Here is a 22,024-nt window from a genome sequence, read left to right as displayed (position 1 = left end):
GATCATGGGCACTCCACCTCGATCGGAACGCCGAACAACAGGCCGACGGCGACGTTCGCACCGCCCTCCTTGAAGGTATCCTCGCTCGCTTCCTGCACCAGCTTGCGGTCCCGGTCGTTGCCCATTGACCGCCGCAGCCATACCTCACAACCGGCGGGCGCACCGACAAGTTTGAGCGGATGCTCGTTTGCCAACCGAAAATCGATGAAAAAGGAACGATCAAAAATAGTCAGATGAAGAAACTTCGCCTTCACAGGCGTTTTCAGCGGCAGCGTAAAATGCAGAGTCAGGTGGTCGTCCTTGTAGTCAAAGAAGTAATCGACAGGCTCTGCAATCGGGAGTCTCTCCTTTACCCTCAAGAAGGTGAAGTAGGCGTTATTCTTCAGTGACTCGACTTCGGTCTGCGCCAACGGCGCCAGCTCCTCGCGGGTGTAGGCGCCCGTAGCCTCCCCCCGAAGCCCCTGCACAGCGTTGGCCGAGAATGCGTCGTCGAAAGTCCAGGCGTGACGGATGCCGGTTACGGCGCCGTCCGGCGCATAAAGCAGCTCGCTCGTCACTGCTACCGAAACATGCGGATGCGCGCTTGCCGCACTTGCCGCGAGCATCATTGCCGCGGAGAGGAACCATCCTAGCAGGGCGCGCATGCCCATCAGGCCGCCTTCGGAGCGTCGAGCAGGCCGCGACGGCGGAGCAGCGCGTCGGGCTCGGGCGGGCGGCCGCGGAAGGCCTCGTAGGCGGCTTCCGGATCGACCGATCCGCCGCTCGAATAGATGTCGTCGTGCAGGCGCTTGGCCACATCAGGATCGAAGATGTTGCCGGCCTCCTCGAAGGCGCCGAAGGCGTCGGCGTCCATCACCTCCGACCACATGTAGCTGTAATAGCCGGCCGCGTAGTGGTCGCCGGAGAAGATATGGCCGAACTGGGTCGGCCGGTGCCGCATCGCGATTTCCTCGGGCATGCCGATCTTCTCCAGCTCGCGTCTCTCGAAGGCGCGGACATCCTGCACGGCTGCCGCCGGCTGGGAGTGGAATTCGAGATCGACCAGCGCCGAGGAGACGAACTCGACGGTGGCAAAACCCTGGTTGAATTTTCGCGCGGCAAGGAAGCGCCTGAGCAGGTCGTCCGGCAGCGGCTCGCCGGTCTGGTAGTGGCGGGCGAATTGCTGCAGCACCTCGGGCCGCTCCTGCCAGTGCTCGTAGAGCTGCGAGGGCAGCTCAACGAAATCGGTGAACACCGAGGTGCCCGACAGTGACGGATACGTCACATTGGAGAGCATGCCATGCAGCCCGTGGCCGAACTCGTGGAACAGGGTGCGGGCATCGTCGGGTGACAGCAGCGAGGGCTCGGCTCCGGTACCCTTGGCAAAATTGCAGACGTTGATGACGAGCGGCGCGATCTCGCCATCGAGCTTCTGCTGGTCGCGCAGCGAGGTCATCCACGCGCCGGAGCGTTTTGACGGCCGGGCATAGTAGTCGCCGTAGAACAGCGCCTTGTGCTTGCCGTCGGGGCCCTTCACCTCCCAGACCCTGACATCCGGGTGCCAGACCGGCACGTCCTTGCGCTCCGCAAAGGTGACGCCGAACAGGCGCGTGGCGCAGTCGAAGGCGGCGGCGATCATATGGTCGAGCGTCAGATAAGGCTTGATCGCGGCGTCGTCGAAATTGGCGCGCTGGAGCCGGAGCTTCTCGGCGTAGAAGCGCCAATCCCAGGGAGAGAGCTTGAAATTGCCGCCCTCCTCCGTGATCAGCGCCTGCATCTCGTCGCGGTCGGCGAGTGCCCGGGCCCGGGCCGGCTTCCAGACCCGTTCGAGCAGGCCGCGAACCGCATCCGGCGTCTTGGCCATGGAGTCTTCGAGCCGGTAGGCCGCGAAGGTCGGGTAGCCCAACAGCTTGGCGCTCTCCTCGCGCAGCTTCAGGATCTCGCCGATGGTCGTGTTGTTGTCGTTGGAATTGCCGTTGTCGCCGCGCGCCGTGAAGGCCTTGTAGACCTTCTCGCGCAGGTCGCGCCGGGCCGAGCTCTTCAGGAACGGCTCGGTCGAGGAGCGCGACAGCGTCACGATGGCCTTGCCTTCCATGCCGCGATCTTCTGCCGCAGCTTTGGCGGCGGCGACGAAGCTCTCCGGCAGGCCCTGGCGGTCGGCCTCACCGAGCTCCATGAACCAGTCCTGCTCGTCGCCGAGCAGATGATGGCTGAAGCCGGTCGCGAGCTGGGCCAGCTTCTCGTTGATCTCGGCCATGCGCGTCTTGGCCTCGTCGGAGAGGCCGGCGCCGGCGCGGTGGAAGCGGGTGTAGGTGCGCTCCAGCAGGCGGAGCTGCTCCGGGTCGAGGCCGAGATTGGCGCGGTTCTCGTGCAGCTGGGCGATGCGGCCAAACAGCACGGCATTCATCATGATTGGATTCCAGTGCCGCGCCATCCGCAAGGAAACCTCCTTGTCGATCTCCAGGATGGCCGGGTTGGAATGCGCCGAGACCAGGTCGTAGAAGACGGAAGCAACCTTGTTGAGCAGCTTGCCGGAGCGCTCCAGCGCCGTGACGGTGTTGGCGAAGTCGGCCGCGGCCGGATCGTTGGTGATCGCCGCGATCTCGGCGGAGTGATCGGCAAAAGCCCGCTCGAAGGCGGGGAGGAAATGCTCCGGCTTGATCTCGTCGAAGGGCGGGGTCACAAATGGCGTCACCCAGGCCTTCAGCAGCGGGTTGGCCTCGGTGTCCGTGGTTTGGCGGGGGTCTGACATCACAAGTCCGTTTTTTGAGCCGATTTGTTGGATCCAGCTATAGCACGCGATGGGGCTTTTTTGGGCCATTTGGCCTTGCTCCCGCCCGCCTTTTCGGGGAGATTGCGGCCCTCGAAGCTACGGACCCCAAAGCCCATGAACGCCTCCTCCTCGTCTTCCCGTCAGATCGTCTGGCCGAGCGTCATCACCGTTGTCAGCGCCGCCATCCTGATCGGTGCCGAGGTGTTCGGTGCGGCATTTGCCGGCGGCTGGGCACTCGCAATTCTGTTCGGGCTCGGCGACCAGGGCGCGCACATCCTTCAGGCCGTGATGTTTGCGCTCGGCGTGCTGGTGATGACCGCCTTCATCCGCGCCGCTCAGCGTGTCGAGCCGTTCACGAAGCGCGGCTGACGCGCGCACACGCGCTGCTCTGGAAAAACTTAACGCCTGTTCATCTTCAGCGTCGCTCGCGCATCACAGCGCAAGCAGATGTTAGGTAATCTTGTCGCTAGGCTAAAAAAATTCTTGCGATCGAGATTCAAAACCCTTATGTGCGTTCTTGCCCAATTTCGCACGTGCCTGTGGTCGTGTGTCAGTCGGTAGGTATCCGGACAAGAGGCCGGACAGCCGCCAAGGGGTGAAGAAGCCGAGGGGCTCTTCGGAAGTGCAGAAGTCGGAAGACCTTTAAAGTCAGATGACGGAAGCAAACCCGGAGCGTCCAGCATCTCTCTCAAAGAGATGCCTTGTCGAAGGTGACTTTGCCCTTTGCAACCGTGACTGGCAGCCGGAGGCGAACCGGCGCACCCCGCTCTCAACGGGGGACGCGACTTAAAGCAACGACGGATCGGGCTTTTTTGGTCTCTACCGGCAGTCCAACGCCGGCGCGGGCTACTGAAAAGGCTTGTCCTTCATTGCCAGGTGTGCGGGCGGGAAAAATTCCCAACCAATCCACGGCAGCACAGTCTGATGTGAGTCTTTGGCTCGTCACGCCTCCATCGCGTGATCTGGCCGGAGCACTCTTATCCGACGACATTTTTTGAACGGATCCCCGTCGCTGGGCCGTTTGGGAGAGTGCTATGACCGAACGTATTCAGGAATTCCTGCGCAACCGCCGCAGCGAGGGCCGGGACACCGAGCCTTGCCTCGTCGTCGACCTCGAGGTCGTGCGCGACAATTACCAGACCTTTGCCAAGGCGCTGCCCGACAGCCGCGTGTTCTATGCCGTCAAGGCGAACCCGGCGCCGGAAGTGCTGGCGCTGCTGGCATCGATGGGCTCGTGCTTCGACACCGCGACCGTCGCCGAGATCGAGATGGCGCTGGCTGCTGGCGCTACGCCCGACCGCATCTCCTTCGGCAACACGATCAAGAAGGAACGTGATATCGCGCGCGCCTTCGCGCTCGGCATCCGGCTGTTTGCCGTGGACTGCGTCCCCGAGGTCGAGAAAGTCGCCCGTGCCGCTCCCGGCGCGAAGGTGTTCTGCCGCATCCTCTATGACTGCGCCGGCGCCGAATGGCCGCTGTCGCGCAAGTTCGGCTGCGACCCGGAAATGGCCGTCGAGGTGCTCGACGTCGCCAAGCGTCTGGGCCTGGAGCCGTGCGGCATCTCCTTCCATGTCGGCTCGCAGCAGCGCAAGGTGAAGGCGTGGGACCGCGCTCTGGCGATGGCCTCGCAGGTGTTCCGCGACTGCGCCGAGCGCGGCATCAACCTCTCCATGGTCAACATGGGCGGCGGCTTCCCGACCAAGTACCTGAAGGACGTGCCGCCGGTCGTGACCTACGGCCGCTCGATCTTCCGCGCGCTGCGCAAGCACTTCGGCAACCAGATTCCGGAAACCATCATCGAGCCGGGCCGCGGCATGGTGGGCAACGCCGGCATCATCGAATCCGAGGTCGTGCTCATCTCGAAGAAGAGCGACGAGGACGAGGTGCGCTGGGTGTATCTGGACATCGGCAAGTTCGGCGGTCTCGCCGAGACGATGGACGAGTCGATCCGCTATGCCATCCGTACCCCGCATGACGGCGCGGACATGACCCCGTGCGTGCTCGCCGGCCCGACTTGCGACAGCGCCGACGTGCTGTACGAGAAGAACCCGTATCCGCTTCCGGTGACGCTCGAGATCGGCGACAAGCTGCTGATCGAAGGCACCGGGGCCTATACGTCGACCTACTCGGCGGTGGCGTTCAACGGCATCCCGCCGCTGAAGACCTACCACATCTGATCCGCCTCTCTCTTTCTGAGGCCTGACGAACCCGGGAGCCGGTCCGCCGGCTCCCTTCCCGACATTGCCATTCTGATGACGCCTTGGACCGGCGTGCTGCGTGCACGTCGGCTCAAGCGGGGACTGACGCGCCATGACTGCTTTTCGGAAGCCACAGATTGCCATCACTTCGAAAGCCGCTCCGTTCGCCATCCGCAGCGAGCGTGCTGTCGACTTCACGATGCGTGAAGCGCTGCTCGATGCCTGCTTTGGCGAGAACCGCCATGACCGCACCTGCCAGCGCCTGCGCGACGGACGTGCACCTGCCGCAGGCCTTGCGCTGTCGGCGATGCACGAGGGGACACTCGTGGGAACCGTGCGGCTGTGGCACGTCAGCGCCGGAGGCAGGCCCGCTCTGGTCCTCGGACCGCTAGCGGTGGACCCTGCCTGCTGCGAGCTCGGGATCGGCGCCGCGCTGATGCAACAAGCGCTGGCTGCCGCTCGGGCGCGCGGGCATGCCGCCGTGATCCTGCTCGGCGATGCGCCCTACTACGCCCGCTTCGGCTTCTCTGCGGAGAAGACCGGCGCACTGGCGCTGCCCGGCCCGTTCGAGCGCGACCGCCTGCTGGCGATCGAATTTCAGGCCGGTGCGCTGGATGGCGCCTGCGGGATGATCGTCCCGACCGGCGCGGCCCTGCCCAAACGGAGGGCGGTTCGCCCCCTCGAAGCGCACGCGGCTTAAGGGACTGCCATGATGGCGACGACCGAAGCCGCTTTGAGCGGCGATGCCCGGCTACGCCTACTTGACACCGCTCCTTGGGGGTTGCGCAGGCCCCGGAAACGCCCTTTAACCCCGCGAAACACCCTTTCAGCCGAGGCCGAACCATGTCCCGTCGCCTGATTTCCACCGGCTCCCCCTTCGAGAAGACCGCTGGCTACAGCCGCGCCGTGATCGACGGCGAGTTCGCCTTCGTCGCGGGGACCACCGGCTATGACTACACCACGATGACCATGCCGGCCGATGTCACGAGCCAGTCACGCAACTGCTTCAAGACCATCGAGGCGGCCCTGAAGGAGGGCGGATTCGAGATGGCCGACGTGGTCCGCGTGACCTACTACCTCACCGACGCCAAGGACGCCGACGCCCACTTCGCGGTCTGCGGCGAAGTCCTCGGCGAAATCCGCCCGGCCGCCACGCTTCTCGTCGTCTCCGCGCTCTACAAGCCCGAGATGAAGGTCGAGATCGAAGTCACCGCCAAGCGCCGCAGCGCCTGAGCCACCCCTCACCCTTTGTCCGCCAGCACGTTCCGGAGAACCCATCCCATGAGCCACCCCTCGCAGATCTACGCGAAGATCACAGGTCCCATCGTCATGGTCGGCTTCGGCTCCATCGGCAAAGGCACACTGCCGATGATCGAGCGGCATCTGGATTACGACAAGTCGCGCGTCACCGTGATCGATCCCAAGGACGAGGGCCGCAGGGCGCATTGCGAGAAGCACAATGTACGCTTCATCCAGAAGGGCGTGACCAAGGACAACTATCGCGAGTTGCTGACCCCGCTGCTCACCGAAGGCGGCGGCCAGGGCTTTTGCGTCAACCTCTCGGTCGACACCGGCTCGACCGATATCATGGAGCTCTGCAACGAGCTCGGCGCTCTTTATATCGACACCGTCAACGAACCCTGGCTCGGCTTCTATTTCGATTCCTCGAAGGGCCCGGAAGCGCGCTCCAACTACGCACTGCGCGAAGCGACGCTGGCCGCCAAGAAGGCGCGCCCGGCGGGCTCGACGACGGCCGTCTCCTGTTGCGGTGCCAATCCCGGCATGGTCTCCTTTTTCGTCAAGCAGGCGCTGCTCAACGTCGCCGCGGATCTGAAGCTCAACGCCCCCAAGCCGAAGACCAAGGCCGAATGGGCGGATCTGATGCGGCAGGCCGGCATCAAGGGCATCCACATCGCCGAACGCGACACCCAGCGCTCCAAGTCGCCGAAAGAGCCGGACGTTTTCGTCAACACCTGGTCGGTGGAAGGTTTCCTGTCGGAAGGCGTGCAGCCGTCCGAGCTCGGCTGGGGCACCCATGAAAAATGGATGCCCGAGAATGCGCGGACCCACGAAGCCGGCTGCGGCGCCGCCATCTATCTGATGCAGCCCGGCGCCAACACGCGCGTGCGCACCTGGTGCCCGACCCGCGGTGCCCAGTATGGCTTCCTCGTCACCCACAACGAGTCGATCTCGATCGCCGATTACTTCACCGTGCGTGACGCATCAGGCACGGCAGTCTATCGGCCGACCTGCCACTATGCCTATCATCCGGCCGACGATGCCGTGCTGTCGCTGCATGAAATGTTCGGCCGCGCAGCGAAGATGCAGGAGAAGCACCACATCCTCGACGAGAACGAGATCGTCGACGGCATCGACGAGCTCGGCGTGTTGCTGTTCGGTCACGACAACAACGCCTATTGGTACGGCTCGCAGCTCTCGATCGAGGAGACCCGCAAGCTCGCGCCCTATCAGAACGCCACCGGCCTGCAAGTGACCTCCGCCGTGCTCGGCGGCATGGTGTGGGCGCTAGAGAACCCGAAGGAAGGCATCGTCGAAGCCGATGAGATGGATTTCGACCGCCTGCTGGAAATCCAGCTGCCCTATCTCGGCCCGGTGAAGGGTTTCTACACCGACTGGACGCCGCTGACGGATCGTCCGGGACTGTTTCCGGAGGATATCGACACGAGCGATCCCTGGCAGTTCCGGAATATTCTGGTGCGGTAAGGGGCGAGCTCTCTCCGCCGGTCATTCCGGGGCGCGCCACTTAGCGCGAGCCCGGAATCCATCGGGCGGCGGTACGTGCGGATCAATGGATTCCGCGCCCCCGAATGACGAAGAACCTACTTCTCCTTGATCGGCGGCGCGATCTTCTCGGCAGGTGCCGGCGGCAATGCTGGTTTCGCCGCGCCCGCAGCGCCCTGCGTCTGTGGATCGGGGCGCGCGGGCTCGGGCGCCGGCGTGGTGGGGCGATCGCCGCCGGGCTTTGATTCCGCAGGCGTCTTGCTCTGATCCTCGGACGGCGTGCCCTGAAGCGGCCCCGTCGCCTGCGCCGTCTGCATCCGGCTCTCGTCCCGGATCTGCGCGAGTGACAGGCCCGAGATCACGACGCCTGCAGCAAATAGCGAGCAAGCGATCAAAAGGTCTCGTCGAAGTCGGCGCTTGTCGTTCCTGCCGGGCATATCGATCACCGCTTTTGTCTGTGGGATCAACGAATTTGCCAAGCCGCAGTTCCAAGCCGGGGCCGGGCGGAACCGGAGGTTTGCGCGCCAAAACGCCGCGCTCAATCCGAGGTGCTGACTTCCCAGGTCGCGTGGCGCACGCCGGGCAAATGCTGGAGATCGGTCGCCACCGCGTTGAGCTCGTTCGGATCGACCGCGGTCGCAACCAGCTTTGCGACGATCTCCAGGATATCGTCGCCGATCTCGACGACTTCGATGTCGGCCACCTGATATTTCGCCGCCTCGAGCTTGTCGACGACGCGGTCGCGCATGTCGGGCAACGCATCCGTCGCGACCGCGAGCTTGAAGTAATAGGTCGCCTCCGAGGTCTTCTCATTCAGCGGGATGCGGTTGATGGCGTTGACCAGCGGGCGCAGCATCGTGTTGCCGGCAATGACGAACACGGTGAGCGCTGCGGCCTGCGCGACCATGTCGGCCCCGGCGCAGGAGCCGACGGCGGCAGAGGCCCACAGCGTCGCCGCGGTGTTGAGCCCGCGCACGTCCATGCCCTGCTTCATGATGACGCCGGCGCCGAGGAATCCGATGCCGGAGACGACATAGGAGATCACCCGCACCGCACCGTCCGCGCCGGTCAAATGCATGGCGAGATCGACGAAGGCGGCAGCGCCGACCGCGACCAGCACATTGGTGCGCAGGCCGGCGGTGCGCTGCCGATATTGCCGCTCGGCGCCGATCAGCGTGCCCAGCACGAAGGCCGTGAACAGGCTGACCAACGTGTCGGCGAAATCAGCGATCTGGAAGGTCGTCAGGAACCGCATGATTCCCTATACGGCCGGAACGATGACAGATCAAAGCTCGAGCAGTCCGCCGTCCCCGTTTTCGTCGGCGAAGGCGAGCAGCGTGCCCTTGGCGTTCCAGGCGAGCCCGGCCACCGGCGGCGTACCGTTGCGGCGGACCAGGATCTCCGCGCCGTCCTCCATCCGCACCATCAGCACGGTGCCGTCGCTGTAGCCGGCGGCGAAGATGTCGTTCTTGGGGTGGCAGGCCACCACCGCGACGCGGGCCTGCAGCGGCGCCAGCATCGCGGGCTCCTTGCCCATCGGTCCGTCCTTGCTGGCGAACGGCCACAGGATCACGGTGTCGGCGCCCGAGGTCGCTAGCGCCTTGCCGCCTGCGCTCCAGGACATCGAGCGGACGCGGCCGGGATAGCCGGTCATGCGCATGTGCCTGTTATCGGCGAGCCGCCAGCCGTGCAGCGCCGCCTCATGCATTGTGGTGACCAGGAACTTGTTGTCCGGGCTGAAGGTGACGCCGAGATGCGAGCCGGCCCAGGGCAGGAATTCGGCTGATCCCTCCATGTTCGGAAACCACAGCGTGGCGCCGTTGTAATGGGCGATCGCGAGCCGCAGGCCCTTCGGCGCGAACGCGAGGCCACCGACGGTCGAGGGCACCTCGAGCGATTTTTCCTCGGCCCTGCCGCTCTTGACGGTCGCGGTCTTGCCGGCGGACCAGGCGAAGGCGCCATCCGGATGCAGCGCCACCGCATCGATCCAGCGCCGCTTCGGATCGGTGGCAAGCAGCGTCACCTCGCCCTTGGCGTCGAGCGCAACGACCTTGCCGTCGTCGCCGCCCATCACGAGGCGCTTGCCGTCGGAGGCGGTCGAGAGGATGCCGCCGCTGTGCACGGCGACGGTGGTGATCTCGCCCTTGGCGTCGACGAACGCGACATTCTCCTCGCCGCCGACGAAGGCAGCGCGGGGGCCAAGGAAATGCACCGAGGTCACGCCCATGCCGAGCGTAACAGGCTTGACGCGATCGGTGACGGAGACGATCGAGGCAGAATCGGGGGCCGGCGTAAACTCTTTCATCACGAGACGATGCAGCTCTCGAAGCCCGAGCGAATGAGCTCTTCGGGCAATTCGCGGCCGATGAAGACGAGGCGACTCTCGCGCTGCTCGCCGTCCTTCCATTTCCGCTGGTGGTTGCCCTCCAGCATCATGTGGACGCCCTGGAAGACGTAGCGATCGTCGTCGTCGTGAAAGGCGAGGATGCCCTTGGAGCGCAGGATCTTGCCGCCCTCGACCTGCACCAGATTCTGGAGCCAGGGCATGAACACGTTCGGATCGAGCGGCTTGTCGGTCTTGAGCGACAGCGACTGCATGTCCTCGTCGTGGTAATGCTTCAGGCCGTGGCCGTGATCATGGTCGTGATGATGATCGTGGCCGTGATGATCATGGTCGTGGTCATGATCGTCGGCCTGCAAAAAGTCCGGCTCGATGTCGAGGATGCGGTCGAGATCGAACGCGCCGCGATCGAGCACATCGGCCAGGGCCACCGAGCAGCGCTCGGTGCGATGGAGCTTCGCATAGGGGTTGATGGCACGGATGCGGGCCTCGACCTCGGCGAGCTCGGGCTTGCTGACGAGATCGGTCTTGTTCAGCACGATGACGTCCGCGAAGGCGATCTGGTTCTTGGCCTCGGGCGCGTCCTTCAGACGATCGGACAGCCATTTGGCGTCGGCGACCGTGACGACCGCGTCGAGGCGGGCGTTCTTCTGCACGTCCTCGTCGACAAAGAAGGTCTGGGCGACCGGCGCCGGATCGGCAAGGCCGGTGGTCTCGACGATGATGGCGTCGAACTTGCCCTTGCGCTTCATCAAGCCATCCATGATGCGGACGAGGTCGCCGCGCACGGTGCAGCAGATGCAGCCATTGTTCATCTCGAACACTTCCTCATCGGCGCCGATGATGAGGTCATTGTCGATACCGATCTCGCCGAATTCATTGACGATGACGGCGTATTTCTTGCCGTGGTTTTCCGACAGGATGCGGTTCAGCAGCGTGGTCTTGCCGGCGCCGAGATAGCCGGTCAGGACGGTCACGGGAATTTTGGAGACGGTCGCTTCAGACATAACAACTCCGACTTCGGGCTTTCCGCGCGACGCGAGGCGGGGTGGCCCCCTGCCCTAGTGGTCAAGCGCGCTGGTCAGCGCCTTTATATTGTGCCTGACCATGTCAATGTAAGTGGGTGCAGGCCCCTTTTCGCCGGTCAAACCGTCCGAAATCAGGGTCCCGCCGACCTTTGCGCCGGTCTCGGCCGCAATCCGCCGGATCAGCCGGTCGTCGCTGATATTTTCCAGGAACACCGCCGGGATTTTCTGGGCCTTGATCTGGCCGATGATGGCCGCGATATCCCGAGCGCTGGGCTCGGTTTCGGTGGAGACCCCTAAGGGCGCTATGAACTGGACGCCGTATTCGGCGGCGAAGTAGCCGAAGGCGTCGTGGGTCGAGATCACCTTGCGCCGATCCGGCGGGATTTTGGCGACGGCCTCGCGGATCTCGCGGTCGAGAGCGTCAAGCTTTTCAAGATAGGCTTTTGCCTGGGTCCGGAAGAGATCGGCATCATCCGGGTCGGCGGCGGCCAGCGCGTTGGTGATGTCGGCCACGTAGACTTTGGCATTGGGGACTGACTGCCAGGCGTGCGGATCGGCGGCCGAGCCGAGCTTCAAAGGCGCGATGCCGGCGCTCGCGGTCACCACCTGTGCCTTGGCGCCGGAGGACTGCACGAGGCGCGGCAGCCATCCCTCGAGGCCGAGCCCGTTGACGATGACGAGTTTTGCGTCCGCGATCCGCTTCGCATCGGATGGGGCCGGCGTGTAGACATGGACGTCGCTGTCGGGGCCGACCAGCGTCGTGATGTTGATGCGGTCACCGCCGATGGCGCGGACGAAATCCCCGAGGATCGAGAAACTGGCGACGACGTTGAGCCGCTCCGCGGCGTGTGACGGCGAGGCGATCAGCAGAAGCACGCAAAGCAGGAGGCGCCGCATCGTCATGCTTCCAGATGCCGGCCGGGAAACAGCTGCCGGACGATGCCGCCGACGCGGCCGAACAGCACGGAGACGATGTAGAACACCGTCGCCACCAGAATGATTGCAGGGCCCGACGGCACGCGGGTCTGGAACGACAGCACGAGCCCGGCATAGCCCGAGACGGCGGCAGCGACGACCGCGATGCAGATCATCACCGTGAGATCGCGCGACCAGAACCGCGCGATGCCCGCCGGCAGGATCATCAGGCCCACCGCCAGCAAGGTGCCGAGCGCCTGAAAGCCGTTGACGAGGTTGATGACGACGAGCGCGAGGAAGGCGAGATGCGCGGGGCCGCCGGCGCGGCTGACGGTGCGCAGGAACAGTGGATCGACGCTCTCGATCACCAGGGGGCGGTAGATCACCGCCAGCACCAGCAGCGTGACCGTGGCGTTGAAGGCGACCACCAGCAGCGTCTGATCGTCCATCGCGAGGATGTTGCCGAACAGCACGTGCAGCAGGTCGATATTGGTGCCCTTGATCGACACGATGGTGACGCCGAGCGCCAGCGAGGCCAGATAGAAGGTTGCAAGCGAGGCATCCTCCTTCAATCCGGTCGAGCGCGCGACCACGCCGGCGAGGATTGCCACGGCAAAGCCGGCGATCAGGCCACCAGCGGTCATCGCGAAAAGGTTGAGGCCGGAGAGCAGGAAGCCGACGGCGGCGCCCGGCAGGATTGCGTGCGCCATGGCGTCGCCGACGAGGCTCATCCGCCGCAGCATCAGGAACACGCCGATCGGCGCGCCCGCCAGCGACAGCGCGATCACCGCGGCAAGCGCTCGCCGCATGAACTCGAATTCGGTGAACGGACCGATCAGCGCGTCATAGACCATCTGGGATCACGCCGCCCGCGAGCGAGCATCGTCGGCCGCGCAGGCCGCCGCACTGTCGTCGAAGGCTTCGCACATCCGCATCGCGACCAGCAGGTTTTCGGGCGTGAGCACCTCCGCTGTCGGGCCCCACGCCACCGGGCCGCGGGCCAGCACCAGCGTGTCACGGAAATGGGTGCGCACCATCTCCATGTCATGCAGCGCGGCCAGCACGGTGCGGCCTTCGCCGTGCCAGTGCTTCACGAGCGCGAGCAGGTCGGCCGTGGTCTTGCTGTCGATGGCGTTGAAAGGCTCGTCGAGCACGATCAGGCGTGCATCCTGGAGGAGCACGCGCGCGAACAGCACGCGCTGCATCTGGCCGCCCGAGAGCGTGCCGATCGGACGGTTCTCAAAACCGTTGAGGCCAACGGAAGCGATCGTATCTAGGATCTTTTCACGCGCCGGCTTACCAATGCCGCCGAACAAGCCGGTGGCGCGCCACAGCCCGGTCGCGACGAAATCGAACACCGAAATCGGGAAGGTGCGGTCGATCTCGGCGCTCTGCGGCAGATAGGCGATGTCCCTGGCATCGAGCCCGCCGAGATGGATACTGCCGTCGAGTGGCTTGAGGATGCCGACGATGCCGCGCAGCAGCGTCGATTTGCCGGCGCCGTTCGGGCCGATCACGGCGACCAGCGCGCCGGAGGCGACCTCGCCGTTGAGATGGTGCACGGCCGGATGGCGGTCATAGCCGAGCGTGACGTTGTGAAAGTGAAGCGCTGCCATGGTCACCTCATCGCGAGCCAGACCACACCCCAGAGCACGGCGCAGACGGCGACGGCGGCTGCGAGGCGGCCGGCCACGGTCATGCGCAGGATCGACCAGGGCGCGTCCTGGGCTGGGTGCGGAGAGGCCGCGTCGTGGACATGGGCATGGGTGTGGTCGTGTCCGTGCGATTGCCCGTGGTCATGAGAATGGCCATGGGAGTGGCCATGAGCATGGGCGGGATGATGGGCGTGGGACGCGGCGGGAACCATGCCAAGAACGTTATATTATAACATTACGCTTGTCCACGGCCGTCACGCAGGGCGATTCCACACAGCAAAGAGGCGGCCGCGTGAGCGACCGCCTCTGTTGTTTCCGTCATTCCGGGGCGGCGAAGCCGAACCCGGAATCTCGAGATTCCAAGTCTGGTGCTAACGCAGCATCCTGGAATGGCGGAGTAAAGCCTCAGGCCTTGTCGAACAGGGACTCGACGTATTCCCAGTTCACGAGGTTCTCGACAAATGCCTTGAGATAGTCGGGACGGCGGTTGCGATAATCGATGTAGTAGGAGTGCTCCCAGACGTCGACGCCGAGGATCGGGGTCGCGCCGTGCACCAGCGGATTCTCGCCGTTCGGGGTCTTGGCGATCTCGAGCTTGCCGTTCTTGACCTGGAGCCAGGCCCAGCCGGAGCCGAACTGGCCGACGCCGGCCGCCTGGAAGTCCGTCTTGAACTTCTCGAAGCCGCCGAGGTCCTCGTTGATCTTCTTCTCGAGCTTGCCCGGCAGCTTGGTGCCGCCGCCATTGGGCTTCATCCAGCTCCAGAAGTGGATATGGTTGTAGTGCTGGCCGGCGTTGTTGAACACCGCGGGGTTCTTGCCGAACGAGCCCTTGACGATTTCTTCAAGGGACTTGCCTTCCCATTCGGTGCCCTTGAGCGCGTTGTTGCCGTTGGTGACGTAGGCCTGATGATGCTTGTCGTGGTGGAATTCCAGCGTCTCCTTCGACATGAACTGGCCGAGGGCGTCATAGGCGTAAGGGAGGGGGGGCAGCGTGAATGTCATGGGTTCTTGTCCGCAACTGGTGGGGAACGTGTTCTCTAACGGTCACCCCTTATAGAAGGTTCCTGCGCCGTTAAATACCGTCAATTTGCGAAAAGGCGCGATTGCGACGGCATGGCCCGATTGCACAACTTTCATGTCCTCGAAAAATATCATTGCCTTTGAAGTGCTTATGGCAGAACGAATGCGTCACGGAGCAGAGCTGCGAAAGCCATGAGCATCGAGATCGACATTTTGAACGGCGACGCCGCGTGGCCGATCGCGCAACCGCTGCTCAGCGCAGTCTGGGGACGCGACGCCGCCGAGCAGCCGTCCTGGAGCCACGTCAAATGGGCCCATGCCGATCTGCGCGTGCTGATCGAGACGCCCGAGGATGGCTTGGTCTGCCACGTCGGCATCTATTTCCGCACCATCAGCTGGAATGGACAGAAAGCGCACGTCGGCGGCATCGGCGGCGTCTGCACGCGCGAGGATCGCCGCAACCGCGGCTATGCGACCATGGCGATCGACGCGGCGGTGCACACCATGCGCGCCAACGAGGCGGTTCGCTTCGCGATCCTGTTCTGCGAACCGCATAATGTCGCGTTCTACGAGGCCCGCAAATGGCGCGCCTTCACCGGCGACATCTATTGCGAGCAACCGGAGGGCCGCGTCCACTTCACGCATATGGCGCCCTACGTGTTCGACATCGTCCGTGCGCCGACGCTCGGCACCATCGACCTCTGCGGCCTGCCGTGGTGAAACATTCGCTGGGGCAAATGAGCCAGCAATGTGATTCCATCAGGCGTTGCACGATTCTGATTTGCTGCTATGGAGACGCCTCCATTCCGAGGCCCCTCAATGTCCCGCAGATTCGCCATCCTCTCCGTCCTCCTGGCTGCGCTGTCCGGCGCGACGGCCGCGCATACGCAAAGTGCTGACGCGAGCGGGACCTGGCTCACCCAGGCTGGCGATGCCCGCGTGAAGATCAGCAAATGCGGCGGCGGCATCTGCGGTGTCATCGTCTGGCTGCGCGAGCCCACCGACACTGCGACCGGGCAGCCCGCAACCGACAGCAAGAATCCCAATCCCGCGCTCGCCAGGCGCCCGATGATCGGCCTGCCGCTGTTCTCCGGCATGCAGCCCGCAGGGCCGAACAAATGGTCGGGCCAGATCTACAATGCCGATGACGGCAGCACCTATGCGAGCAGCGTCTCGGTGTCGGGCACAGCGACGCTGCGCGTCGAAGGCTGCGTCGGCGCGCTCTGCGGCGGCGAGACCTGGACGCGGGCGGGACGCTGATCCGCTCCCTCGTGTCCCGGACGCGATGCAGCGCGAAGCGCTGCCTCGCAGAGCCGGGACCCACACCAAGATGGGCCCCGGCTCTGCATCGCATCACTACGTGCTGCGCTGCGTCCGGGGCAAGAGAGTGATTTCAGGCCACCATCGCCTTGAGCGCCGTCGCCGCAGAGGCGTAGCCGCCGCGCGCGCCGTCGATGAAGTGCACGTGGTCGCTGCGCAGCGCCGAGGGCGTGAAGCAGGTCATCATCGCGGCATCCTGCTGATAAAGCCCGTAGCGCACGACGCCATCGCGCGCAGCGGTCGCAAGACGATCGCTCAAGGCGCACTCGAGCTCCGGCGTGCAGTCGAGGATCATACGCAGACCGTCGTCATATTTTCGGAAGTCGGAATTCTCGACGGCCTGGCGCTTGTAGACCTTCGGCAGGAAGCCGCCGGCCTTGATGTCGAAGCGCATCAGGACATAGACGAAAAACGTATAGGCGAGCAGACCGGCGCGGCGCTTGAGCAACGACCCGCCACGGATCGCCCGCGCCTCGTAGTCCAGGCCCTGCGGCGGCCATTTCAGCGGCGGCCCCTGCGGTGGCACGGGACGGCCGGAATCCGGACTGCGCTCGACGAGATGGATGATGTCCTCGATCACCTCGCGGAAGGCCTGCGGATCGGCGCCGCCTGCCGGCATCACCAGCACCGACAGGATCAGCCCGCGCGAGGCCGGAATCACCTCGAAGCGGCAGGACAGGCCGGAGAGATCGGGTTGCGTGCCTGAGGGCGCCTCAGCGACGGCGAACTCGCCGCGCTTCATCGCGGCGTCGGCCCAGGCGAGCCCTCCGCCGGAGAACATCGCATAGGACAGATTGGCCGACGGACCGAAGCGCGCCACGCGCACGTCAAGACCTGTCGCGCGGATGGCGCTCACCGGCACGAGCGCGACGCGCATTTTGAGATCGAGGTCTTCCCGCACCCAGGTCGCCGTTGCAGCCAAAGCTTCGCGTGCAGCATCGAGATCGGCCGGCGCGACCGCAAAACTGGCGCCGTCGCCGCCGAACACGAAAGGAAATTCGCGTCCCTCCAGCGCATTCGTCACCGCAGCGATCACGGCGGCGCCAGCCATGTTGACCGCCTTGTAGCGCTGCGCCGCGATCGCCTTGGTGGAATCGACGATGTCGGCGACGCCGACGCTCCAGTCCTCCGGCAGCGGGGAATAGAGCTTGGGCTCCATCAGGCTGGTGAAGCCGCGGAAGACGGGTATGGCGCCATAAAAGGATGCGGCTGTCATCGCAGGAGCTGGTCAGGTTTGCACGAGAACAGATACGGGGCGGGATCGATCCGGGTTCGCCTGCCGGCTCGCCCGAACAACGGCGCATCATTGGCTGAAACGGGGATGACAACAAGATGCGGCGCCTGCCACCCGAGCACTGTTCGCAGGCAATCTGCCGGGACGCAAGCTAATGCAGTTTCTCGTCCGCATGCTTGCGCGATACATCCGCGGGGGCGTTGTGACAGCCAACCAGCCGCACAAATTGCTGCGGATGCATTTCGTGGCCGTGGTCGCCGGAATTCTGATGCGTCATCGGGGGGCAGTGAACGTCCTCCGGCTTCGCGCGGGACTGTTCGATCCGGCCTAGATTTGAAGCGGTCATGTTTGACGCGACCATGGACTGCTCCTCTCGATTAGGGCAGATCGATTGACGTAACCCAATCGATTGCGGCGTATCTTACGACCAGATCCGGTGAAATGTCATTGGGCCTGATCAACTCAATTGTGGCAACGGAGTTCCTTTACGCCGTGTTGCCCGCGTCGATCGTGAACACGGTGCCGGTGACGTTGCGGCCGCCCTCGCCGAGCAGATATTCCACCATGCGCGCGATGTCATCCGTCGCCGGCAATCGCCGCAGCGCGCTGCGGCCGGCGATGCGCTTGCGGCTTTCGTCGGAGAGATTGTGCGTGAGCTCGGTGTCGATGAAGCCCGGCGCGATCGCGTTCACGGTGATGCCGAGCTTGCCGACCTCGCGCGCGAGCGATCGGGTGAAGCCGGTGGCGGCGGCCTTGGTTGCGCCGTAGACCGAGAGGCCGTTATAGCCCGTCGTCGCGATGATCGAGGAGATGTTGATGATGCGGCCGGCGCCATCCGCCATCATCTGGCGCGCGACATATTTGGTGAGGATGATCGGCGACAGCACGTTGAGCTGCACCAGCGCTTCGATCTCGGAATTGTGCATGGTGGCGAGCAGGCCCTCGGTGCCGAGGCCGGCATTGTTGACGAGGCCGTAGGTCGGGCCGAATTCATCGCGCACGAGCTTTGCGAAAGCGGGGATCGCATCGATCACGGCAAGGTCGCAGGCGCGGAAGTGCAGCCGGCCTTCGGACCCGGCGATCGCGGCCTTGAGCTCGTCGCTCTCGCGCCGCGCGGCCGCGATCACGTTGTAGCCGGTGCTGGCCAGGCGCGTGCCGATCGCAAGGCCAATGCCGCGGCTGCCGCCGGTGACGAGAACATTATGCATCGGTGCGCGCCAGTTTGCCGGCCGGCGTGACGTCGAGCGCCTCGACGAAGCGGACCACCGCCGGCACCTTGTGGGACGCCAGCTGCGCGCGGCACTGATCCAGGATCTGGTCACGAATTTCCTTCGCGCGTGCCTGGTCGGTGCCGTCGGCAAGGATCACGTCGGCGACAACGATGCCGCCCGTGATCGGGCTGCGCCGCGATTTCGCCCGCGACATCCGCACGTCGGGATGACGGTTGATCGCCGCCTCGATCTCCTCGGGATGCACTTTCAGCCCGCCGATATTGATGATGCCGCCGCGTCGGCCGACGAAATAATAGCGGTCGCCGCGCAGTTCGACGATATCGCCACTATCGACGAAACCGTCGCCGTCGGTGAGCGCAGCCGCGTTACGGCCGATATAGGCGTGTGCCGTGCGCGTCGATCGGATCCGGAGCGAGCCGTCGACAACTTTCATCTCGACGCCGTTACGGTTGCCGAGATAGTTCGCCGGAAAACCTTCGAGCCCGTCGTTGACGGCGAAGCCGACGCCGGCCTCGGTCGAGGCATAGGCATGGCCGACGGACGAATTGGGGAATGCCGCCTTGAGGCCGTCGAGCACCGCCTGGTCGGCGATCTCCCCGGAGAGGCGAACATAGCCCGGCGCAAACTGCGCGGCGGAGCCGCTCATCAGGAGCTTGCGCCAGTGCGACGGCGTGCCGGAGATGTGCGAGACCCCGCGCGCGTTCAGCCGGGCAACGTGATCGGCGAGCGCCTCGTGCGGGTCCGACAGCACCATCGAGCCACCGGAGAGGACGGCGCGAAGGAAGATCTGCAGGCCGCCATAGCGCCGGATGTCATAGAACGTGGCCCAGACCGGCGCGGGGCCCTTGGCGGGGCCTTCGGCGACGATAGCGCCCGTGAGCGCTTCCAGCGTATGGCCGACGATTTTCGGCACGCCTGATGTGCCCGACGTCAGCATCAGCCATTCGGTCGCGCTTTCGGTCTGCGCAGGCGCGGTGGATTGAAGCGGCAATTGTGCAGTAACGACCAGCGACACGCCGGTCGCGGTCCAGCGATCAGGCTCGTCGGTGACGACAGCATCGATCCCGGCATCTGCGATCAGGGCGTCCAGATGCGCCGGGTCGAGATCCGGCGGGCACAGCAACATGCGACGGACGATACCGTCGAGCTCGATCATGGCGAGGCCCGACCGGAGCTGGTCCGACAGCTTCAGCAACACGGCGCGGCCGGACAGCTCGCGCAGGCGGCCGACGAGGACGGTCTGCGACAAGATATCGGTCAGCGACACGACATGGTGCGCATCCGACAGGTTGCGGCCCTTCAGCTCCGCGCCGAGATGGTCACGGAGCGCAAAGATCTCACGCGGGGACATTTTCGTAGGCCCGCACGAAATCGCCCACGGTGGCGGGGAACGCTGCGTCCTCGGAAATGGTGAAGGGATCGACGCCGGTCTCGTCCTCGAGACGTGCGACCAGGATCGCGAAGGCGAGCGAGTCGAAGCCCGTCTCGTGCAGGGACAGATCGTCCGAGAGTGCGGGAAGCGTGACGTGCTGTTCCCTAGCGATCTGCTGAATCGCTTCAATGACCTTGGATCGTACCGACATGGCTGGCTCGCCTCTTACTTAGTTAATCGATCGTAGTCTTGCGGCGGCTCGTGATGACCGCCTTCCCGTGGCCGCTTGTTTACCCGACAGAAGTAAATGGCCTCTTGGACAATTCAGATAAAATTGGACCTATCTCTCGATTTTGCCGCGGCTACAGCCTGATCGTACCGTCCACGATCTGCGCAAAAGCCCTGGAATCGAGCGCGACATAGGCGCCGGATCTCGGCTCGAGCATGAACATCGCGTCTTCTATTGCACCCGGGTCAAAGCCCGCGCGCGCGAGCTCGCCCTTCTTCTGCTTGAATGTCTCGGTCGCATCGAGCTCGCGCGAGATGCGGATGAAGACCGGGCGGGCATAGGCCGGCAGCCGCTGCGCGAGATAGGCAGACAGTGCGGCGATATCAAATCCTTCGTTCACGACGATCGCGCTCATGCCGGCGCGGCCGTCGGCGCCGGGGATGCTGACGCCGTAGGTGGTGGCATCGACCACGCCGGTGAAATCGCGCACGGCGTCGTTGACCTCGGAGGTCGCGACGTTCTCGCCCTTCCAACGGAAGGTATCGCCGATGCGATCGACGAAGTGGAAGAAGCCCCTGTCGTCGAGCCGCATCAGATCGCCGGTGCGAAACCAGGCATCGCCCTTGGCGAAGACGTCGCGAAGGATCTTCTTCTCGGTCTCGCCGGCATCGGTATAGCCCTCGAAGCGGCCACCGCCCTCGTCCGCCTGGCCGATACGGCCGATAGCCTCACCCGCCTCACCGCGCGCGCAGGCGATGCAGAAGCCCTCGCCATTGCGCAGCGGCGCGCCGCTGGCGGGATCGAGCCTGACGAGGCCTGCGGGAAAGCGATGCGCAAGCAGCGGCGGGATGCGGCCGATGGCGCCCGGCAGGCCCTCGACGTTGAACAGCGAGAAATTGCCTTCGGTCGCGGCATAGAATTCAAGAATGCTGGGAATGGCGAAACGGCCCTGGAAATCCTCCCAGATATCGCCGCGCAGGCCATTGCCGCAGACCAGCCGCAGGCGGTGACGGTTTTCGTATTCCGACGGCGGCGCCTTGAGCAGATAGCGGCAGAGCTCGCCGATATACTGAAACAGCGTACAGTCGTGCCGCACGATGTCGGGCCAGAAGTTCGAGGCCGAAAATTTCTCCGCGATCACCACCGAGCCGCCGGCGGCGAGCATGCTGCAAGGCGCGACGATGCCGCCAACCGAGTGGAACAGCGGCAGGCAATCATAGAGCCGGTCCTGCGGCGTCGCGCCGGTGAGACCCGCGAACCAGAAAGCCCAATTGAGGATGCGGCGATGGCTGATGCTGGCGGCCTTCGGCAGGCCGGTGGTACCGGAGGTGTAGATCAGCAGCGCGCGGTCATCGATGGTGACGACACCGTGCTCCTCCGGCGACAGCGCCCCGTCATCGAGCGCGGCAAGCGCAACATCGATCGCGCGCGCGCTGCGGGCATCACCACGGGTCCAGATCTTGGCGTCGGTGTTCAGATGCGGCCTCGCGCTCTCCAGCGTCTCCGCGAGCTCATGCGCGACGATGATATGCGAGGGCTTTGCGACATCGACGCAATGCGCGAGAGACTGCCCGACAAGCTTGGTATTGATCAGCGCCACTACGCCACCAACGCGGCTGATGCCGAGCCAGGCCGCGACATAATCGATGCCGTTCGGCATGATCAGGCCGACAGTATCTCCTTTGGCGACGCCGGCCGAGAGCGCCCAGCGCGCATAGCGGTTGATGCGCTTCGACAGCCCGTCATAGTCGAGGCTTCCGTCGTCCGTGACCAGCGCGACGCGGTCGGGCTGGCGACGTGCCCAATCGTCGACGACGTCGGCGAAGAGACGGCCCGGCCGCGTCTCGATCCGCGCAGTCAGCTCGATCGCCTTCAGCCAGATCTTTGAAGCCGAGGGGGCGCGCGCGGCTTTCGTTTGCTCGATGACGCCGGTGGTCATGCCGTTCATTCTTTCGGGCGGTATCTGCTTGTTCCCGGCAACTTAGC

General features: G+C 64.6%; 24 protein-coding genes. 7 read left to right on the top strand and 17 right to left on the bottom strand.

Annotated features, from left to right (window positions below):
- Positions 1-2: 2 nt before the first annotated feature.
- Both FXB38_RS15745 and FXB38_RS15740 read right to left on the bottom strand, forming a co-directional pair.
- On the bottom strand, positions 3-650 hold the full coding sequence (locus FXB38_RS15745) for a DUF1007 family protein (protein ID WP_148751773.1): 648 nt from the start codon (positions 648-650) through the stop codon (positions 3-5).
- A complete protein-coding gene (locus FXB38_RS15740; RefSeq protein ID WP_148751772.1) occupies positions 650-2,731 on the bottom strand; it encodes a M3 family metallopeptidase in 2,082 nt (693 codons plus the stop codon). The genes FXB38_RS15745 and FXB38_RS15740 overlap by 1 nt, the downstream gene beginning before the upstream one ends.
- A gap of 135 nt (positions 2,732-2,866) precedes the next feature.
- Here FXB38_RS15740 and FXB38_RS15735 point away from each other — a divergent pair, with 135 nt between their 5' ends.
- The 5 genes from FXB38_RS15735 to FXB38_RS15710 all read left to right on the top strand — a co-directional run bounded on the left by FXB38_RS15735 (position 2,867) and on the right by FXB38_RS15710 (position 7,674).
- Entirely contained in the window at positions 2,867-3,121 is a 255-nt protein-coding gene (locus FXB38_RS15735; protein ID WP_148751771.1) for a hypothetical protein, read from the top strand.
- A 665-nt stretch (positions 3,122-3,786) separates the two neighbouring features.
- Positions 3,787-4,929: a type III PLP-dependent enzyme gene (locus FXB38_RS15725; RefSeq protein ID WP_148751770.1), complete on the top strand. Its 1,143-nt coding sequence runs from the start codon at positions 3,787-3,789 to the stop codon at positions 4,927-4,929.
- A 133-nt stretch (positions 4,930-5,062) separates the two neighbouring features.
- Positions 5,063-5,650 (top strand): GNAT family N-acetyltransferase, encoded by a 588-nt coding sequence (locus FXB38_RS15720; protein WP_148751769.1) that lies wholly within the window; start codon positions 5,063-5,065, stop codon positions 5,648-5,650.
- Between the two features lie 143 nt (positions 5,651-5,793).
- On the top strand, positions 5,794-6,183 hold the full coding sequence (locus tag FXB38_RS15715) for a RidA family protein (RefSeq protein WP_148751768.1): 390 nt from the start codon (positions 5,794-5,796) through the stop codon (positions 6,181-6,183).
- Between the two features lie 48 nt (positions 6,184-6,231).
- The gene (locus FXB38_RS15710; RefSeq protein ID WP_148751767.1) at positions 6,232-7,674 is read left to right on the top strand and encodes a homospermidine synthase; all 1,443 of its coding nucleotides are present in this window, start codon (positions 6,232-6,234) and stop codon (positions 7,672-7,674) included.
- Between the two features lie 116 nt (positions 7,675-7,790).
- Here the strand turns inward: FXB38_RS15710 and FXB38_RS15705 are convergent, their stop codons facing one another.
- From FXB38_RS15705 to FXB38_RS15665, 9 genes are all read right to left on the bottom strand, one after another.
- Positions 7,791-8,129, bottom strand: a complete 339-nt coding sequence (locus tag FXB38_RS15705; protein WP_187434901.1) for a hypothetical protein — start codon at positions 8,127-8,129, stop codon at positions 7,791-7,793.
- A gap of 101 nt (positions 8,130-8,230) precedes the next feature.
- Complete coding sequence (locus FXB38_RS15700) at positions 8,231-8,947, bottom strand: MgtC/SapB family protein (protein WP_148751765.1); 717 nt, start codon at positions 8,945-8,947, stop codon at positions 8,231-8,233.
- A 30-nt stretch (positions 8,948-8,977) separates the two neighbouring features.
- Positions 8,978-9,997 (bottom strand): WD40 repeat domain-containing protein, encoded by a 1,020-nt coding sequence (locus FXB38_RS15695; protein WP_187434900.1) that lies wholly within the window; start codon positions 9,995-9,997, stop codon positions 8,978-8,980.
- Entirely contained in the window at positions 9,997-11,040 is a 1,044-nt protein-coding gene (locus FXB38_RS15690; protein WP_148751763.1) for a CobW family GTP-binding protein, read from the bottom strand. The genes FXB38_RS15695 and FXB38_RS15690 overlap by 1 nt, the downstream gene beginning before the upstream one ends.
- 54 nt (positions 11,041-11,094) lie before the next feature.
- Positions 11,095-11,958 carry a metal ABC transporter solute-binding protein, Zn/Mn family gene (locus FXB38_RS15685; RefSeq protein ID WP_187434899.1) on the bottom strand — a complete coding sequence of 288 codons (864 nt, stop codon included), beginning with the start codon at positions 11,956-11,958 and terminating at the stop codon, positions 11,095-11,097.
- Positions 11,959-11,960: 2 nt separating this feature from the next.
- The gene (locus FXB38_RS15680) at positions 11,961-12,830 is read right to left on the bottom strand and encodes a metal ABC transporter permease (RefSeq protein ID WP_148751761.1); all 870 of its coding nucleotides are present in this window, start codon (positions 12,828-12,830) and stop codon (positions 11,961-11,963) included.
- A 6-nt stretch (positions 12,831-12,836) separates the two neighbouring features.
- Complete coding sequence (locus FXB38_RS15675; RefSeq protein WP_187434898.1) at positions 12,837-13,592, bottom strand: metal ABC transporter ATP-binding protein; 756 nt, start codon at positions 13,590-13,592, stop codon at positions 12,837-12,839.
- 2 nt (positions 13,593-13,594) lie between these two features.
- The gene (locus FXB38_RS15670; RefSeq protein WP_148751759.1) at positions 13,595-13,843 is read right to left on the bottom strand and encodes a hypothetical protein; all 249 of its coding nucleotides are present in this window, start codon (positions 13,841-13,843) and stop codon (positions 13,595-13,597) included.
- A gap of 193 nt (positions 13,844-14,036) precedes the next feature.
- A complete protein-coding gene (locus FXB38_RS15665; protein WP_063985730.1) occupies positions 14,037-14,633 on the bottom strand; it encodes a superoxide dismutase in 597 nt (198 codons plus the stop codon).
- 210 nt (positions 14,634-14,843) lie between these two features.
- On the opposite strand from FXB38_RS15665, the gene FXB38_RS15660 reads away from it, so the two are divergent.
- A complete protein-coding gene (locus FXB38_RS15660) occupies positions 14,844-15,371 on the top strand; it encodes a GNAT family N-acetyltransferase (protein ID WP_148751758.1) in 528 nt (175 codons plus the stop codon).
- A gap of 99 nt (positions 15,372-15,470) precedes the next feature.
- Entirely contained in the window at positions 15,471-15,911 is a 441-nt protein-coding gene (locus FXB38_RS15655) for a DUF2147 domain-containing protein (RefSeq protein WP_148751757.1), read from the top strand.
- Positions 15,912-16,044: 133 nt separating this feature from the next.
- On the opposite strand, the gene FXB38_RS15650 is transcribed toward FXB38_RS15655, so the two are convergent.
- From FXB38_RS15650 to FXB38_RS15625, 6 genes are all read right to left on the bottom strand, one after another.
- Positions 16,045-17,187 carry a DUF3095 domain-containing protein gene (locus FXB38_RS15650; RefSeq protein WP_148751756.1) on the bottom strand — a complete coding sequence of 381 codons (1,143 nt, stop codon included), beginning with the start codon at positions 17,185-17,187 and terminating at the stop codon, positions 16,045-16,047.
- A 169-nt stretch (positions 17,188-17,356) separates the two neighbouring features.
- Positions 17,357-17,566, bottom strand: coding sequence for a hypothetical protein (locus FXB38_RS15645; RefSeq protein WP_148751755.1), 210 nt, complete (start codon positions 17,564-17,566; stop codon positions 17,357-17,359).
- 124 nt (positions 17,567-17,690) lie between these two features.
- On the bottom strand, positions 17,691-18,413 hold the full coding sequence (locus FXB38_RS15640; protein ID WP_148751754.1) for an SDR family NAD(P)-dependent oxidoreductase: 723 nt from the start codon (positions 18,411-18,413) through the stop codon (positions 17,691-17,693).
- Positions 18,406-19,788 (bottom strand): class I adenylate-forming enzyme family protein, encoded by a 1,383-nt coding sequence (locus tag FXB38_RS15635; protein WP_187434897.1) that lies wholly within the window; start codon positions 19,786-19,788, stop codon positions 18,406-18,408. Before FXB38_RS15635 ends, FXB38_RS15640 begins: the two co-directional genes overlap by 8 nt.
- On the bottom strand, positions 19,775-20,020 hold the full coding sequence (locus FXB38_RS15630; protein WP_008135396.1) for an acyl carrier protein: 246 nt from the start codon (positions 20,018-20,020) through the stop codon (positions 19,775-19,777). Before FXB38_RS15630 ends, FXB38_RS15635 begins: the two co-directional genes overlap by 14 nt.
- Before the next feature lie 151 nt (positions 20,021-20,171).
- Positions 20,172-21,986 carry a long-chain-acyl-CoA synthetase gene (locus tag FXB38_RS15625; protein ID WP_148751753.1) on the bottom strand — a complete coding sequence of 605 codons (1,815 nt, stop codon included), beginning with the start codon at positions 21,984-21,986 and terminating at the stop codon, positions 20,172-20,174.
- Between the last annotated feature and the right edge of the window lie 38 nt (positions 21,987-22,024).

Source organism: Bradyrhizobium cytisi, from assembly GCF_008123515.1.
In the GTDB taxonomy this organism is placed as follows: Bacteria; Pseudomonadota; Alphaproteobacteria; order Rhizobiales; family Xanthobacteraceae; genus Bradyrhizobium; species Bradyrhizobium cytisi.
This window is presented reverse-complemented; position numbering and strand designations above follow the sequence as displayed.